Here is an 18108-nt window from a genome sequence, read left to right on the forward strand (position 1 = left end):
ACATCTTCATGTCTTAGTGTTTTACTTCAAAACGCTCAATCCATTTATAGGCATTTGTAAAGGCCTCCAGCCAAGGCGATACTTCGTCCTGTCTATCATTTGGGTAATGCGCCCAATTCCATGGAAAAGTAGAGCGTTCAATATGCGGCATTGTCACTAAATGTCTCCCCGTAGCATCACACATCATGGCTGTATTAAAATCTGATCCATTGGGGTTGTGAGGATATTCATTGTACGCATATTTTCCAACAATATTGTAACGATTTTCGTCATATGGCAATGCAAATTTACCTTCACCATGTGAGATCCACACACCCAAAGTGCTGCCTTCGAGACTGGATAACATCACAGAATTGTTTTTTTGAATACGTACAGATGTAAATGCACTTTCATGCTTTTTGGAATCATTGTAGGTCATTTTACCATGTTGCTCGTGTTCTGGGTTAATTAGATCGAGCTCCATCCACAGTTGACAACCATTGCAAATACCTACAGAAAGCGTATCTTTTCTGTTGAAAAAATCTTGTAGTGCTTTTTTAGCTTTTGCATTGTACTTAAATGCGCCTGCCCATCCTTTGGCTGAGCCTAAAACATCACTATTACTGAATCCTCCAACCGCACCAATAAACTGTATATCTTTAAGAGTTTCACGTCCCGATATCAAATCAGTCATATGTACATCTCTAACTTCAAATCCGGCTAGATGCATAGCATTCGCCATTTCACGTTCAGAATTACTTCCTTTTTCACGAATGATGGCTGCTTTTGGTCGAGATTTATTTTCATCAAATTGGGGTAACTTTCCAGTAAAATCAGTTGGAAATGTGTATTTCAGTGCTTGATGTTTATAATTGCTATAACGCGTTTTAGCTAATCCATTGGCGGTTTGTTTTTCATCCAAAAGATAGGACGTTTCATACCAAAAATCTCTGTACGTATCAATGGATAAATCGTATTCAGAAGCATAGTTTTTTAATTTCAAAATACCATCGGATATTACATTTCCAATACGGTGGGCACTGATGTTTTTGCGTTTAAATACATCTTCTACAGATTGATCTTTCGTTTGAATGACCAATCCAGAGTTTTCTGCGAATAAAACTTTGATGGTATCTGTTTCGCCTAATGCAGATAAATCAATTTCTGCACCTACATTTTGATCTGCAAAGCACAGCTCTAACAAGGTTGTAATCAATCCTCCAGAAGCGACATCATGCCCGGCTACAATTTGTCCGTCTTTAATTAAACTCTGAAGTGTATTGAATACATCTTTAACATAAGATGCGTTTTGTACTTTTGGAGTGTCTTGTCCAATGCTGTTGCGTGTTTGTGCAAAAGAACTCCCTCCTAATTTAAACTCGTCTTGTGAAATGTTTATGTAATAAATTGGCCCTTGATTCGCTTTGAATAACGGTTCTACAACCTTAGATATATTATTGCAGTGTGCCGCTGCAGAAATGACTACAGTGCCTGGAGAAAGAACATCACCATCTGGATATTTTTGTTTCATGGAAAGAGAGTCTTTCCCTGTTGGAACATTTATACCTAAATCAATGGCAAAATCCGAAACCCCTTTGACCGCTTCGTACAAACGTGCATCTTCACCAGGATTTTTGCAAGGCCACATCCAATTTGCTGACAAGGAAACACTACTCAATTCTTCTTCCAAAGGTGCCCAAACAATATTGGTCAATGCTTCAGTTATGGCGTTTCTACTCCCAGCATTAGGATCTATAAGTGCGGCAATGGGTGCATGTCCTATACTCGTTGCCACCCCATGACCGTTTTTGTAGTCCAAAGCCATTACCCCAACATTATTAAGAGGAAGTTGTAAAGGTCCTACACATTGTTGTTTTGCCACTTTTCCTCCAACACATCTATCTACTTTATTCGTAAGCCAATCTTTGCATGCAACAGCTTCTAATTTCAAAACATTTTCTAGATACGTTTTGAATAATGATACATCATATTCTGGTGCGCTGTAATTTTTCACAACAGTTTTGTCTTCCAATATGGTTTTTGGGGAACTTCCAAACATGTCCTCTAGATTGAAATCCATGGGTTTATTTCCTTTTCTAGCCGATTGGAACACAAAACGATGGTCACAAGTCACTTCTCCTACTGTATACATTGGAGCGCGTTCTCGTTCTGAAATTTTTTGAAGTGTTTCAATGTGGTCTTCAGAAATAATTAAGCCCATCCGTTCTTGTGATTCGTTGCCTACCAATTCTTTATCAGACAAGGTAGGGTCGCCTACAGGCAAAGCATCCAAATTGATATGTCCTCCAGTGTCTTCTACTAATTCAGAAAGACAGTTTAAGTGTCCTCCAGCACCATGATCGTGAATGGAAACTATATAATTTTTGTCGCCCTCTACCATGCCGCGAATGGCATTCGCGGCACGCTTTTGCATTTCTGGATTGGATCGTTGAACAGCATTAAGCTCGATACCTGATGAAAATGCGCCAGTGTCTGCTGAAGAAACTGCTGCACCACCCATACCAATACGATAATTATCTCCCCCAAGAATTACAATTTTATCATTTTTTTTAGGAGTGTCTTTAAGTGCTTGTTCGGCTTTACCATAGCCAATACCACCAGCTTGCATAATCACTTTATCAAAGCCTAAACGATCGGCATCTTCCTGATGTTCAAAAGTCAGGACAGAGCCGCAAATCAGGGGTTGTCCAAATTTATTGCCAAAATCTGAGGCTCCATTAGAGGCTTTGATAAGAATATCTATCGGCGTTTGGTAGAGCCATTTACGTTCTTTGAATCCATTTTCCCAAGGGCGGTTTTCAAGTAATCTAGAGTATGAGGTCATGTAAACAGCCGTACCTGCAAGAGGCAAAGATCCTTTTCCTCCAGCCAAACGATCCCGGATTTCTCCACCAGAACCTGTAGCGGCACCATTGAAGGGCTCCACTGTTGTTGGAAAATTGTGCGTTTCTGCTTTAAGAGAAATAACAGATTCAAAATCTTTGGTTGTATAGCTGTCTGGAATGTCAGCGCGTTTGGGTGCAAATTGTTCAACAACAGGTCCCTTAATAAATGCTACATTGTCTTTGTAGGCCGATACAATTCCATTAGGGTTTTGCCTGGATGTTTCTTTTATAAGCTTGAATAAGGAGCTGGATTGTTCCTCTCCATCAATTACAAATGTTCCATTAAAAATTTTGTGGCGGCAGTGTTCGGAATTGACTTGAGAAAACCCAAACACTTCGGAGTCAGTAAGGGGACGACCTATTTTTTGACTTACGTTTTCCAAGTAATCAACTTCCTCTTCGCTCAGGGAAAGCCCTTCTTGTGCGTTGTAACTGGCGATATCGGTAATTTCTAAAATGGGTTCTGGGGTAATGTTGATGTCAAAAGTATTCTGATGGAGTTCCTCAAATTTTTCGAAAATCATAGGGTCAAAGTCGGAAAAATCATTGCTAACGCTTTTAAATTCTTCAATACGAATGACTCCTGCGATACCCATATTTTGAGTAATTTCTACAGCATTGGTGCTCCATGGGGTAATCATGGCAGCACGAGGACCAACAAATGAACATTTGAGGGAGGTTTGTTCTATTTTGGGTTTTTGACCAAAAAGCCATGTGAGTTTGGCTATGGTTTCTGCTGAAAATTCTTCTGTTGATTGAACGGCAAATACGCTTTGTTTAGCGTCTCCAAAGAAGTGAATCATGTGGTTGATGTTGTTGATTACGAATCCCTACAAAATTAATTTTTTTGTATTGATTTTTAGCACTTTTTTTTGTCGATTTTGAGGGATTATTCACAAGTTTTGAACAGAAAACATCATCTTCAATAAATTCACTAATATTTAACTATTTTCCTTGTGTATTGTCCATGTGTATTTTGGAGATTCATGATGTATATTCCACTGCTTAGGGTACTGATGTCCACTGCAGAATGTTGAGAATCCACAGTGGTTTTTAAAATGGGTTTTCCCGTAAGATCAAATATTTCTATTTGTGTATGGTTTTGTACGTCTACAAAAAGCAATGCACCATTGACAGGGTTGGGGTATATTTTTATGTGCTTAGGTTCTATATTTATTGCGCTTAAGGTTTGTGTATGGCTACCGAGGTTGGTGCAAGTGTTTTGTGGATAGCTCGTCCATTCATCAGCATTGTAAGCTGTACTTCCATTGGTAATAGTTGCATTACGCACTAGGGTGGTGTTTTCAGCATAAACGGTAGCATCACCACGTGTTCCAAGGATATCGATTGGAATATCGTTTTTAAACAGCCCAAGTGCATCATTACCATTAAATTCTGTAATCGCATTGTTAAGGTTGTCAAAAACATTGGTGCACACACTTGTGCCTCCGTTGGCGACCACAAAAACGTCTTCGTTGGAAATACTGGCATTTGAAGGGAAATTATAGGTATTTGTCCATGTGCTGTTGCCGTTACTGCTTAATTTAATGCTGTACTCTGATAAATTTACCGTCGCTCCTGTAAAATTGGCAATTTCCAATGCCTTGTTTGCACCACTTCCTTCCATATATTCAGAGAAAAACAAATCGAGTGTATTTGTACTCCCCGAAAGGGTAGTAGCACAATCTTCGTTGGAGGGAACAGAACTATTGTTTGCGTTATCTTTAGCGATGATTGTAAAACAGTAATTGGTCTCTGGACTTAAACTTGTAACTGACGTTGAGGTTAAACTTGTACTGCTGTTATAACTGTTATTTACATAAATATCGTAGCTACTTACTCCAATATTGTCTGTGGCAGCTGTCCAGTTCAGACTCACACTTGTGGCTGTAGGGTTACTGGCAACTAAATTAGTGGGCGCACTTGGATTTTGATTGTCTTGTTGTGGGTTCCAAATCGCTGTAACATAGTAAGGGGTATCAATAAAAGGATTGCGATTACCTTGATGGTCATAAATAGCATTGTTTCGGTCCACCTCTTTTTGAGAAACAGGGTCTATGCTGTGCCACTCCAAAAGGATATTTAAAAAGGCTGTTTCAAACACTTGATCGCTGCTGCCATTAAACATAGCAAAAGCACTCCAATTACTGATTTGATTTTGGTAGCGTGTGGCAAAATAAAAATAAATTCGGGCTATATCGCCTTTAAATTCATCAATGGGTTCAAAAACAGTCCCCGAATATCCACTAGAATATCCGGAGTTTAGGTTATCCCCTAATTTTGAACCATTTTGCGTGGGGTTCGAAATTCCATTTTGTGATGCCAAATTATTATCATCGACGCGTCCCATCGGAAAACTCCCCCGAAACCCATTCACTCGTCCATCTACAGGCAATAAATTATGAGCATCACCATCCATTGGATTAGCATCATTAAAAACAGACTTCGGTACAACATGCTCTTTGTTGTAGCAGTCGCCTTCGCCAGTGTAGTTACCACACTCATCGACTTGCGGATTAAAATTGTAAGGATCGGCACCCGATGGATTTTCAGAGTAGATATCCAAAATAGTGTTGTCATTTTCGTAATACTGATCTAAATCATTGCTGAGAAAAAAATCATCCATCGCATTATAACCCTGATCATTTTGGTTGTTGATGATGTTGTACAACTGCGTTTTTAGAGTATATCCACTCCCAGTTGCAGTGTCATAATACCCATTTGGAATTTGAGCAAAACCAAAATTAAAACAAAGCGTAATAATAAGAAATGTGTAAATGTTTTTCATGAAATTGTTTTTTCGAGCAGTGCCATATAAAACCCATCATAACTACTCTTGTGTGCTAAAATACTCTTATCTTTTAACAATTTAAAATTTTGACCTGCTTCTGAAGTTAAAAACGTTGCAACTTGTTCTTGATTTTCAGACGGCAAAACCGAACACGTTGCGTATACCATTTTACCGCCAGGTTTTAGCATTTTGGAGTAATCCTGCAAAATATGTTGTTGTGTTCCTCTGATTTTGTCTAAAAATTCGGGTTCTAGTTTCCATTTAGAATCAGGATTTCGGCGCAATACACCCAATCCAGAACAAGGTGCGTCAATAAGTAATCGATCGGCTTTTGCTTTGAGTTTTTTTATGGGTTTTGTCGATTCTATAACGCGCAAGTCAATATTGTGTGCACCATTCCGTCGTGCGCGAATTTTTAATTTTTTTAATTTACTCTCATAAATATCCATAGCAATCAATGAGCCCTTGTTTTGCATTAGTGCGGACAGGTGTAAGGTTTTGCCTCCTGCACCAGCACAAGCATCAACAACTTTCATTCCTGGCTGAACATCCAGATATTCTGCCACCAACTGAGATGAGGCGTCTTGAACTTCAAACCAACCCATTTTAAAAGCTTCTGTTTTGAATACATTAGCACGTTCGACAAGTTTCAGTGCTAGGGGATAGCCTTCAATTTCGATGGTTTCAATTTCTTCTGATTGTAATTTTAGCTGAAGGTCCTTTTTTGTTGTCTTGAGAATATTTGTACGCAGTATGACATCGGCTTGTTCATTTTGTTTTGATAACTCTTTAGACCAAAGACTTTCACCCAATTCTTTTACACCTAATTCGTCTATCCAGTCGGGGATTGATTCTTTTATTTTTCGTGTTTTTGATGCCTCGTCGAAACGTCCTTTTATTTTTCGCGTTGGCGTACCTTCAAAATATTTCCAATCAGGTAATTTAATTCCTTTTAGTGTAGCCCAAACTGCAAATAATCGCCATGCATCATCTCTGCTAAATGGTTCTTTTACTTCAGCAATTTCAGCGTAGAGGCGTTTCCAGCGTACTATGTCATAGGTGGTCTCCGCTACAAATCCACGATCACGACTACCCCAACGCTTGTCCCGCTTCAGTAGGGATTGAATCACTTTGTCAGCATAATTTCCGTCGTTGAAAACTTCTAAAATTCCATCAATAACGGCAAAGCATAAATTTCTGTGTAAACGCATAAAAGAGGATATTTTCGACTGCAAAGTTACATTTAATAAATGGTTTGACATTGAAGAATTATGTATATTGGATTTTAATTCCAAACGTTTTGTCATGAACTGCAAGCGCTTACTTTTTGTTTTTTTAATTTTTTGCTTTTATAACTGTGGAAATACAGTATCAACTGAATCTCTGTATTCTTCTGTTGAAATTGAGTTAATTGTGGAGGATTCTTTATTAAATATCAGAGCATTAGAGTTGACTAAAGACAAGCTTGTAGCTGTTTCTTCAATTGCCGATGTTTACTCTTTTGATTTAAATTCTGATTCTTTATCAAAAGATAGATTCTATCCCGATAGCTTGAATGTTCGTGCGCTGGCATTGGTAGCCGATACTGTCTTTACTCTTAGTATAGGAAGTCCTGCTTATTTGTATAAAAATTCAGAACTTGTTTATCATGAGACTGATTCTGCTGTATTTTACGACAGCATGGACTTTTGGAATTCAAAAGAGGGCATAGCACTTGGTGATCCAATAGACGGTTGCCTAAGCATTTTAATCACAAGAGATGGAGGCAATACATGGCACAAAACCCCATGTGCCAGTCTACCTAAAACTATTAAAGGTGAAGCAGCTTTTGCTGCGAGTGATACTAATATTTCTATTGTTGGTAATAATGCTTGGATAGCTAGTGGAGGAGTGGCCAGTCGTGTTTTATTTTCAGATGATAAGGGTCTTTCGTGGGAGGTTTTTGACACGCCCATTGTACAAGGAACACCCACAACAGGAATATACAGTATCGATTTTTATGATGAACACAATGGGTATGCCATTGGAGGAGATTATACCCAACCCAAACTTAATTCAAATACGAAAATAAAGTCAACGGATGGCGGGCGGTCATGGCGTACAGTAAATCAAATCGGTGGACCTGGTTATAGAAGTTGTGTTCAATATGTTCCAGGTCGTCGAGCTAAAGATTTAGTTGCTGTTGGTTTTGAAGGTATTGACTACAGTGCAAATGGTGGATTGGATTGGATAAAGCTGAGTAAAACAGGCTTTTATACCATTCGATTTTTGAACGATAGTATTGCCTTTGCTGCCGGAAAGGGCAGACTTGCAAAGTTAATTTTTGATTGATTGTGAGTTGTTAGTTAGTCTAAGGACTGCAATAAAACAAGTTTTTGGTACATGCCTTTTCGATCCAAAAGCTCTTGATGCTTGCCTTGTTCTACAATTTGACCTTGTTTCATCACTATGATAAGATCAGCATTTTGTATCGTTGAAAGGCGGTGTGCAATAACAATCGATGTTCTATTCTTCATCATATTTTCAAGTGCAACTTGAACTAATTGCTCGCTTTCGGTATCTAAAGCGGAGGTGGCTTCGTCCAAGACCATAATTGGTGAGTTTTTGAGTACTGCTCTTGCAATACTTAAACGCTGTTTTTGTCCTCCCGAAAGACTGTTTCCACTATCTCCTATATTTGTATCTATGCCTTCTGGTAATTCCTTTACAAATTCCCAAGCGTTAGCTACTTTTAAAGCATTAATCATTTCATCTTCGTTAGCATTTTCGTTACCAATTTTGAGATTGTTTCTTATGCTGTTGTTGAATAATATGGAGTCTTGTGTCACTAATCCAATTTGCGACCTCAGAGAAGTTTTAGTGATGTTTTTAATATCATTATTATCTATTGTTATCAATCCTTTGTTGACATCATAAAACCGCGTTAGTAGATTAGCAATAGTAGATTTGCCACTCCCTGATTGACCAACAAGAGCCACGGTTTGTCCTTTGTGTACAGTTAATGAAAAATCCTTTAAAACAAATTCATTGTCGTATTTAAATGACACATTTTTTAGTTCTATTGAGGATTCAAATGAGGTTAATTCTTTAGCTTTTTTTAAGTCTGGCATAGTGTCGCTTTCTTTCAAAATCTCGAACACGCGGTCTGCAGCTGCAATACCATTTTTAACTTTGTACGAGGCTTTGCTGATCGCTTTTGCGGGAGTTAATATACCGTAAGCTAAGGCCATAAATCCTATAAATGTAGTGCCTTCAATTACCTTTTCAATTAGAACGAGCTTTCCACCGTACCACAAAAGGATTGCTATGGTAATGATGCCTAAAAACTCACTTAAAGGGCCCGCTAAATTATTTTTTAATCCAATTTTATTAATGAGTCTGAGAATTTTATCCGCAGAACTTAAAAACCGCTTTTTGAATGCATTTTCTGCATTGTAACTTTTAATAATTTTAAGTCCGCTTAAGGTTTCTTCCACAGTAGATATTAGACGACCGACTTCTTGCTGAGTTTGAAGTGATTGTCGTTTTAGTCGTTTGCCAATACTTGAAATTAAAAATCCTGAAATGGGGATAAAAAGTAAAACAAATATTGAAAGTTCCCAACTCATGGTAAACATGACAACCAATGAAAATAAAATAGTGAGAGGTTCTCTGACGATAAGCTCTAAAATGATAAAAAAGGAGTTTTGCATTTCGCTTATATCGCCTAAGATTCGTGCCATGATGTCGCCCTTTTTTCGCTTGGAATAAAAACTAATGGGGAGTTCAACAATGTGTTTATACATGTGTTTTCTCAAGTCGGTCAAAACTCCATTTTTTAGATACATGACGTGTTGCATCGATAAATATCCGAAGAGATTTTTAAGAAAAAATGTAAATATAACAATAGCAACTACTATAAGTAACGCCATTTGTGCATTGCCTTCTTCTAACAAACCAGAAACTTTATAATTTAATAAGTTATTGCCATAGTTTTTGATATTTCCAATGCCAGTCCACACAGGAGCTTCACTAACGTTCTGTGTTTTATCAAATAAAACATTAAGCATGGGAATTAGCGAAACAAAAGCAAGGGTGCTAAAAAAGGCGTACAATAAATTAAAAACAATATTGAGTACAACATGTTTTTTGTAGTCCTTTATGAATGGCAATAATTGATTAATGATTTCTTTCATCTTACAGCAGTTCCATCGAATTAATGATGGCGTCAATTTTATCTTCTAATTTTTTGTGAACAGCATCGAAATCTTTTGAATTTTCTAGAAGTTCGTTTACACTAATATAATATTTTATTTTTGGTTCTGTTCCGCTTGGGCGTAGTGCAATCTTACTGCCGTCTGTTGTTGTGAAAATAAGAACGTTGGCTTTGGGAACTGCAAGCGTAGTGAGGGTGTTAGTCTCTGTATTTTTTGATGTAGATGCCAAGTAATCATCTATTTGAACTACACCAAAGCTATTGATGGTTTTTTGGGGATTTTCACGAGCTTGTTGCATAAGTGTTTGAATTTCTTCTGCGCCTTTTTTTCCTTTTTTAGTAATGGAAATAAGACGTTCTTTGTAAAACCCATGTGTGTTGTATAGGGCGATCAATTCTTGATAAAAAGAACAGTTGTTTGCTTTTGTTAGAGCAGCAATTTCACAGGCCAGTAGGGTGGCAGTAACAGCATCTTTGTCGCGTACAAAATCACCTACCATAAATCCAAAACTTTCTTCACCACCACCGATGAAGTCCATTGTAGGGTATTCTTCTATCATTTTTGCTATCCATTTGAATCCGGTCAGCCCTATTTTGCATTCTACGCCGTAGTGCTCTGTGAGTTTTGGTAGCATTGGGGTGGAGACAATTGTAGAGCCCACAAACTGATTCCCATTGATTTTCGCCAAGCCCTTCCATTGCTCCAACAAAAACTTGGTCATTATGACCATGGTTTGGTTTCCATTTAGAAGCGTTAGTTTTCCCTCTAAATCACGAACCGCTATCCCTAAACGGTCACAGTCAGGATCAGTGCCAATAACGATATCTGCATTGACTTTTTCGGCCAATTTTAAAGCCATTTCTAGGGCTTCAGGTTCTTCTGGATTTGGAGATTTTACGGTTGGAAAATCGCCATCTGGTGTGGCTTGTTCCTCGACAATATGCACATTGGTGTACCCTGCACGTTTTAGTGTTTCTGGAACAGCTGTAATTGATGTACCGTGCAAGGAAGTGAATACGATACTTAAGTTTTTTCTATACTCATCTTTATTTTCGAGCAATACACCATTTTGCACAGAAGCATTGATGAAAACATCATCAATCTCTTTTCCAATGACGTGAATGAGGTCGTCTTGTGCAGAAAAATTTACTTCGCTGTACTCTAGATCATTAATGATAGAAATTATTGCTTTGTCGTGTGGTGGTACGAGTTGTCCGCCATCTTCCCAATAGACCTTGTAGCCGTTGTATTCTGGTGGGTTATGCGAAGCAGTAAGCACGATACCACATTGGCAGTTAAGTTGTTTTACTGCAAATGAAAGTTCGGGTGTTGCTCGCAAATCTTCAAACAAAAACACTTCGATACCATTGGCCGAAAAAACATCAGCAACAATTTTGGCAAACGTTTTACTGTTGTGTCTACAGTCATACGCAATGGCAACTTTTAGCTTTTGCTTGGAATAGTACTTTTTTAAATAATTTGACAACCCTTGAGTATTTCTACCCAAAGTATACTTATTGATGCGGTTAGTACCAACACCCATAATGCCGCGCATACCGCCTGTTCCAAAATCAAGATTTTTATAAAATCGATCTTCTAATTCTTCTAGATTGTTTTTTAAACTTTGAATTTCTGAACGTGTATTTTCGTCAAATAATTCTGATGACCAGTGGTCAACGTTTTTTGTCACCTGAGGGCTTAATGTTGTCATGCTTTGTGAAAATATTGTGCAAATGTAAATATTTGCTTTCTTTTAAGTTAGTTTTTTTACGGCTTAGTTTGATCTGTAATTCTGTAGCGCTCTTTATTATTTTTATTTTGTAAAACAATTTCTCCTAAGAATCCTGCTACAAAAAACTGTGTTCCAATAACCATGGTGGTGAGTGCAATAAAAAATTCAGGGCGCTCAGCAATAAGTCTTCCGGTTGGATTGAAGTACAATTTATCTAAACCTAAATAAAAAGCAAATCCAAAGCCAATAATAAACATTAATACGCCAAGTAGTCCAAAAAAGTGCATGGGGCGCTTGGCAAACCTAGAAACAAACCAAATTGTAATCAAATCTAAAAATCCATTTATAAATCGTTCCATACCAAATTTTGTTTTTCCATGTTTTCTTGCTTGATGCGCTACGGGTTTTTCAATAATATTCTTAAAGCCAGCATTGACCGCCAAAACAGGGATATAGCGGTGCATTTCTCCATACACCTCAATGCTCTTTACAACGTCTTTTTTATAGGCTTTTAGCCCACAATTGAAATCATGTAGTTTAAGTCCCGAAATTTTTCGAGCAGCCCAATTGAATAGTTTTGAGGGTAAATTTTTCGTAAAATAAGCGTCGTAACGCTTTTTTTTCCATCCCGAAACGATATCGAGGTTTTCTTCCTTTATAAGCCGAAAAAGCTCTGGAATTTCATCGGGGCTGTCTTGCAAATCAGCATCCATTGTAATGACTACATCCCCTTTTGCTTTTTCAAACCCCGCATGAAGCGCTTGAGATTTACCAAAGTTTTTGGCGAAGCAGATTCCTGAAACTGACGGGTTTTTAGTATTTAATTTTTTGATGATTGACCATGAGTCGTCTCTGCTGCCATCATCTATAAAAATAAGTTCATAAGTCAACCGATTGGATTGCATGACCTGTGCAATCCAATCGTGGAGTTCTACCAATGAGTCTTGCTCATCCAAAAGGGGTATAACGACAGAAATATCCATACAATCGACTTACGAACCCCAAAAATAGCGAAATTAAGCTTCGCTTGTATTTGTTTTTTTAACGATTAGTGCAACAATAAGCCCAACAATGGCATAAAAAGCAAGTCTAAACACATAAGACTGTAATTGCATACCAATTGAAAAATTATCTTTTTTACTAGCTTCTTCAAGTGCTGTTGTAATAACCTCTTGAGGAGCACCAAAGCGTTCCATTGTAGTTTTGCTTAGAATTAAAATCTGTTCGTTCAGGTATGTTGCAGCATCTGGGTCAATGACAGCAAAAATGGCAACACTCACTATGGTCCCGATGAATGTCCCGACTGCAATAGTTATAAAGTATTGAATAAATGCACCTTTAAAAGAGATGAAGCCCCCTCCGTTCTTTTTAGCTTTGTTTGCTGCTACAACTCCATAAGCGACGACAAGCACAAAAAGTAAAATTCCTAGCCACCACTCGATGAATAAGTCTAGATTAACAGCATAAATAAGCACCACAATAAGAGATAATATACCGCCTAAATACAGCCCAAGATTGATTGAATTTGATTTGTTGGTTGATTCCATAATATTAGATTTATTTGATTTAACTAAATAGACGTATCTTTTAGTGAATTGTTACAATTTTAGGAAAAAAAATAAATTAATATTATATTGTAGATTTATAAAAAAACCATAAATTTGCAACTCGAAAAAAATCGAAATTAAAGCAAAAAGCGATGAAAAAAGATATACATCCTGAAAATTACAGATTAGTAGCCTTTAAAGACATGTCCAACGATGATGTTTTTTTAACTAAATCTACTGCCGATACAAATGAAACAATGGAAGTTGATGGGGTAGAGTATCCACTCATCAAGATGGAAATCTCAAGAACATCTCACCCGTACTATACTGGTAAATCTAAACTTGTAGATACTGCTGGACGTATTGATAAATTCAAAACGAAATACGCTAAATTTAAGAAGTAATTTAACGAACCTTATATAATATTTAAGCCCTTCAATTAATTGAAGGGCTTTTTTGTTATTTTTACAAAAAGATTAAAGATGAATTATATTCTGTTTGATGGCCCTTTTAGAAACGCGCTCTTGCCGTTTACTTACACCAGACCAGTTGCAGACATCCGTGTAGGGATCTTGACTATTCGTGAGAAATGGGAAATGGTCTTGGGCAGTACCACCACAACTATAACAGAGGATTACCTTGTATCCAAATTCCCTATGGTTGAAATGGAAGAAAATACGCTAATCAATGCATCTTATACTCCGAACGAGGATTTAGTGGAAATGATTCAAAATTTGAAACCAAATCAGGTGATTTATGATGGTGAGGTTATTGTAGCATTTAGGGCCACAGAAACACAGAGTGAAATTGATTTTGATACTTTTGAGCCACTATTTTGTCCTAAATCGACTATATCTGTAAAAAACGCATGGTCTATATTTCAATTGAATGGTGCAGCCATTGAAGCCGATTTTCAGTTGATTACAAAAGACAGAAACTCTGAACCAATTCCAAAAAAGACAATCGCTTTTAATTCAGCGCAAATTTTTATTGAAGAAGGTGCAAAATTGCCTTATTGTATTTTAAATGCCACAAATGGCCCTATTTACATAGGTAAGGATTCAGAAATCATGGAAGGAAGTATGATACGGGGTCCATTTGCGCTTTGTGAACATTCAACACTTAAAATGGGTTCAAAAATTTATGGACCAACAACTATTGGGCCTCATTCTAAGGTTGGTGGTGAGGTCAATAATTCTGTTTTGTTTGGGTATTCGAACAAGGCACACGATGGGTTTTTGGGAAATTCTGTTATTGGTGAATGGTGCAATTTGGGTGCGGACACCAATACATCTAACTTAAAAAATAATTATGCCGAGGTACGTTTGTGGAACTACGACTCTGAAAATTTCGCAAAAACAGGACTTCAGTTTTGTGGACTCATGATGGGCGACCATAGCAAATGTGGTATTAACACCATGTTCAACACAGGAACTGTGGTTGGGGTAAGCGCCAATGTATTTGGTAGTGGATTTCCAAGAAATTTCATTCCGAGTTTCAGCTGGGGTGGGCATAGTGGATTGACTACGTATTTGCCCTCAAAAGCATTTGAAGTTGCTAAAGTGGTGATGCAAAGAAGGGGTGAGGAATTTACGGAACATGATACTGCAATTCTTACAAAGGTTTTTGAGCTTTCTGAAGCTTACCGCAGATCTTAATTCTTTCGTACTTTTTTCAATTCTAATAAATTTGTTGGGTTGATACCTAATCCCGATACGTTTTTTTGAGTAAAACGCAATACTTCGTCATAAAACAATACTACAACCGAGGCATCATCAATTATCATTTGATCCATTTTCTTGTATAATTCTAAACGTTTTTTATTATCTGATACTGATAAGGACTGCTTGTAAAGCTGATCATAAATGTCATTCTTGAAATGTGTATAATTTGGTCCGTTTGGCGCATAATTTTCACTATAAAATAAGGATAAATAGTTCTCAGCATCGGGGTAATCAGCGACCCAACTGGCTCTAAAAAAGTCCAACTTCCCATTAGCTTTTGCGGTTTTTAGTGCAGAAGCCGGCATAACTTCAATTGAAACATTCAAACCTATGTCCAATAATGCCCTTTGAATAAATTCACAAAACTGAAGATAATTTTCATTGGTTGTGATAGTCAAACTTGGTTTTTGGTTTTTACTCCGATTAATGTATTCTTGAACAAGTGCTTTTGCCTTAGTAGGGTTGTAAGAATATCCAATAGAATCATTGAATCCGGGAAGCCCTTTTGGGATGAACCCCCCAAGAGCTGGGATGCCAATCCCATTTCTAAGGTATAGGATCATTTTTTCTCGGTTAAAGCCATAATTAATGGCTTGTCTGATAAGTACACTTTCTATTTCAGATGAACTCGACTCCATAAAAAAGCCTAAATATTCTGTATTTAGATATGGGCTTCTTAGCAAATCAATTTGTTTCGAATATTTGGAATTCAACTTGCCATTTGGGTTCAATATATCATCTTTATAAGAAGCATCTAGCCCAGATATAAAATCTAAACTACCTTGAATAAATTGAAGATATTCACTTTGTTTATCAGGTAAAAAAGTGATAGCGATTGCTTCCAGGTGCGGTAGTTTTTCCCCATTTGAATCTACTTCAAAATAGTGTGCATTTTTGCGAAAGACCAATTTATTATTTTCAGACCAATGTTTGAATTTAAATGGCCCAGTCCCAATTGGATTAGCTCTGAAAGACATACCATAAAAATCTACAATTTCTTTGGGCACTACACTAAAATATTTCATACTCAACATCCCTAAAAATGCAGGGAATGGATGCTTTAATTCTATTTCAAAAGTACTTTGGTTAAGAGCCTTAAATTCTTTTACAACACCCATTGCCCATGCACCGGGTGAGGCGAGATTAGGATTTTTTAATCTTTGAAAACTGTAAACAAAGTCCTCTGCTGTTACAGCTCTTGTTTCTCCAGCGCCAAATTGTTTGTGTCGATGATACAATACATCTTTTCTGAGTTCAAATGTATAACGTATTCCATCGTCGGAGATGTCCCATGTTGAAGCGATACAAGGCTTGATATTCATATTGTCATCCATTTGTACCAATCCGTTGAAAAGTTGGTGAACAGCCCAAATATCCGCATTATCTTTTGCGAAAGCGGGGTCTAACCCACTGATGTTTTTGTGTTCGTTATAGCGAAAAACATCATTAGTTCTAATGTTGTTGTCTGCACAACTAGACACAACCACATATAAGAAGAATAAAGCTTTTATCTTGTATTTAAAGAATTTAGAACTGCACTTTGTCATTCAGCTTGTTAATTGTAAATTTGTTCACTTTGTAAATGTACAAGAATGAACGGAAGAAAAAAAGTTGCATTTTATACACTTGGCTGTAAATTAAATTTTTCAGAAACTTCCACTATTGCACGTAGTTTTGAGCATGAAGAATTTGACCGAGTTGACTTTTCTCAACCTGCCGATGTTTATGTTATAAATACTTGTTCAGTTACAGAAAACGCTGATAAGCGGTTCAAGACCATAGTCAAACAAGCCCAAAAATCAAATTCTGAAGCCTTTATTATAGCCATAGGATGTTATGCTCAACTTCAACCCAATGCGCTAGCTGCTATTGATGGTGTCGATTTAGTGCTTGGGGCAACTGAAAAATTTAAAATTACAGATTACCTAAACGATTTAACAAAAAAACAGCTTGGTGCTGTACATTCATGTGCAATCGAAGATGCTGATTTTTACGTTGGTAGTTATTCTTTTGGAGATCGTACACGTGCTTTTCTAAAAGTTCAAGACGGATGTGATTATAAATGTACTTATTGTACAATTCCATTAGCACGTGGTATTTCACGTAGCGATACCCTCCAAAATGTTTTAAATAATGCCCGTGAAATTACTCAAAAAGGTATTAAAGAAATCGTTTTAACAGGGGTTAATATTGGCGATTATGGAAAAGGTGAATTTGGCAATAAAAAACACGAGCATACATTTTTTGAGCTAGTGCAGGCATTAAGTAAAGTTGAAGGCTTAGAACGTGTTCGCATTTCTTCAATAGAGCCAAACCTTTTAAAAAATGAAACCATTGATTTTGTAGCGCAAAGTGATAATTTTGTACCTCATTTTCATATACCGCTTCAAAGTGGTAGCAATCAATTACTCAAACTCATGCGCCGACGCTACATGAAAGAATTATATGTTGATAGGGTAGAGCATATAAAATCAAAAATGCCAAATGCTTGTATAGGAGTTGATGTCATTGTGGGTTTTCCTGGAGAAACAGATGATTTGTTTTTAGAAACTTATGAGTTTTTAAATGCTTTGGATATATCATACCTTCATGTTTTCTCATACTCAGAGCGGCCAAATACTGTAGCTGCGCAGATGGACCATAAAGTTCCAAAAGAAGTACGCACTAAGCGCAGCAAAATGTTACGAGGTCTTTCGTCTAAAAAGCGTAGAGCTTTCTATGAATTACAACTTGGTTCTGTGCAAACTGTTTTATTTGAGGGGGAAAATAAAGAAGGATATATTCACGGGTTTACTCCAAATTACGTAAAGGTAAAAACGCCTTGGAATCCAAACTTAGTCAATACAACCCATGAAGTTTCACTCAAACAAATAGATGAGGATGGATTGGTTCGTTTTGAATTTATTTCTAAGGAAATAACTCTTTAGATGCGAATCCCCACAGGGAGCATTTTTTTGTAGCGTCTATTTCTTTTGATAAATTTTGCAATGGGAGGGCTAGTTGGAACGACGCTGATATTTTTTTCATTAATATCTTCTAAAACCACTTTTAAAAAATCTTCAACAAATGACTCAGAAGCGATGGCTTGTGGAATATTGAGTTTGGTTAGGAAAATTTTACGTTCTTGTTGTGCGTATTCAATGGTAGCCATTTCTGAACCAATTTTCACTTCGTATTGGCGCAAAAAAGGATTGTCAACTAGATCTGAAGCTAAAAGCATTATAGAATAATTT

At 37.1% G+C, this 18108-nt stretch carries 13 protein-coding genes; 4 read left to right on the forward strand and 9 right to left on the reverse strand.

The genetic code is table 11. The features are described from left to right. Positions 1-13: 13 nt before the first annotated feature. The 3 genes from purL to FORMA_RS08140 all read right to left on the reverse strand — a co-directional run bounded on the left by purL (position 14) and on the right by FORMA_RS08140 (position 6887). Positions 14-3688, reverse strand: a complete 3675-nt coding sequence (purL, locus tag FORMA_RS08130; RefSeq protein ID WP_069675194.1) for a phosphoribosylformylglycinamidine synthase — start codon at positions 3686-3688, stop codon at positions 14-16. Between the two features lie 131 nt (positions 3689-3819). Further along, entirely contained in the window at positions 3820-5673 is a 1854-nt protein-coding gene (locus FORMA_RS08135) for an endonuclease (RefSeq protein ID WP_069675195.1), read from the reverse strand. Continuing rightward, positions 5670-6887: an RsmB/NOP family class I SAM-dependent RNA methyltransferase gene (locus tag FORMA_RS08140; protein WP_069675196.1), complete on the reverse strand. Its 1218-nt coding sequence runs from the start codon at positions 6885-6887 to the stop codon at positions 5670-5672. Before FORMA_RS08140 ends, FORMA_RS08135 begins: the two co-directional genes overlap by 4 nt. Before the next feature lie 94 nt (positions 6888-6981). On the opposite strand from FORMA_RS08140, the gene FORMA_RS08145 reads away from it, so the two are divergent. Then, entirely contained in the window at positions 6982-8007 is a 1026-nt protein-coding gene (locus FORMA_RS08145; RefSeq protein WP_069675489.1) for a WD40/YVTN/BNR-like repeat-containing protein, read from the forward strand. 14 nt (positions 8008-8021) lie between these two features. On the opposite strand, the gene FORMA_RS08150 is transcribed toward FORMA_RS08145, so the two are convergent. From FORMA_RS08150 to FORMA_RS08165, 4 genes are read right to left on the reverse strand one after another with little or no spacing between them, the layout of a single operon-like run. Continuing rightward, complete coding sequence (locus FORMA_RS08150) at positions 8022-9851, reverse strand: ABC transporter ATP-binding protein (RefSeq protein WP_069675197.1); 1830 nt, start codon at positions 9849-9851, stop codon at positions 8022-8024. 1 nt (position 9852) lies between these two features. After that, complete coding sequence (locus FORMA_RS08155; RefSeq protein ID WP_069675198.1) at positions 9853-11583, reverse strand: phospho-sugar mutase; 1731 nt, start codon at positions 11581-11583, stop codon at positions 9853-9855. Between the two features lie 56 nt (positions 11584-11639). Next, positions 11640-12587: a glycosyltransferase family 2 protein gene (locus FORMA_RS08160; RefSeq protein WP_069675199.1), complete on the reverse strand. Its 948-nt coding sequence runs from the start codon at positions 12585-12587 to the stop codon at positions 11640-11642. A gap of 33 nt (positions 12588-12620) precedes the next feature. Next, entirely contained in the window at positions 12621-13151 is a 531-nt protein-coding gene (locus FORMA_RS08165) for a DUF4199 domain-containing protein (protein ID WP_069675200.1), read from the reverse strand. A 152-nt stretch (positions 13152-13303) separates the two neighbouring features. Here FORMA_RS08165 and FORMA_RS08170 point away from each other — a divergent pair, with 152 nt between their 5' ends. Together FORMA_RS08170 and FORMA_RS08175 are read left to right on the forward strand one after the other, a co-directional pair. Next, on the forward strand, positions 13304-13555 hold the full coding sequence (locus tag FORMA_RS08170; protein WP_069675201.1) for a type B 50S ribosomal protein L31: 252 nt from the start codon (positions 13304-13306) through the stop codon (positions 13553-13555). A gap of 78 nt (positions 13556-13633) precedes the next feature. Next, the gene (locus FORMA_RS08175) at positions 13634-14809 is read left to right on the forward strand and encodes a GlmU family protein (protein WP_069675202.1); all 1176 of its coding nucleotides are present in this window, start codon (positions 13634-13636) and stop codon (positions 14807-14809) included. Here FORMA_RS08175 and FORMA_RS08180 read toward each other — a convergent pair. Further along, positions 14806-16422 (reverse strand): ABC transporter substrate-binding protein, encoded by a 1617-nt coding sequence (locus FORMA_RS08180; protein WP_069675203.1) that lies wholly within the window; start codon positions 16420-16422, stop codon positions 14806-14808. The two genes, FORMA_RS08175 and FORMA_RS08180, sit on opposite strands and share 4 nt — an antisense overlap. Before the next feature lie 45 nt (positions 16423-16467). Between FORMA_RS08180 and mtaB the strand changes: the two genes are divergently transcribed. Beyond that, the gene (gene mtaB, locus FORMA_RS08185) at positions 16468-17802 is read left to right on the forward strand and encodes a tRNA (N(6)-L-threonylcarbamoyladenosine(37)-C(2))-methylthiotransferase MtaB (protein WP_069675204.1); all 1335 of its coding nucleotides are present in this window, start codon (positions 16468-16470) and stop codon (positions 17800-17802) included. Here mtaB and FORMA_RS08190 read toward each other — a convergent pair. Beyond that, a complete protein-coding gene (locus tag FORMA_RS08190; protein WP_069675205.1) occupies positions 17799-18095 on the reverse strand; it encodes an N-acetyltransferase in 297 nt (98 codons plus the stop codon). The two genes, mtaB and FORMA_RS08190, sit on opposite strands and share 4 nt — an antisense overlap. Positions 18096-18108 lie beyond the last annotated feature (13 nt).

Origin of the sequence: Formosa sp. Hel3_A1_48 (genome assembly GCF_001735715.1) — a bacterium.
Classification (GTDB): Bacteria; Bacteroidota; Bacteroidia; order Flavobacteriales; family Flavobacteriaceae; genus UBA3537.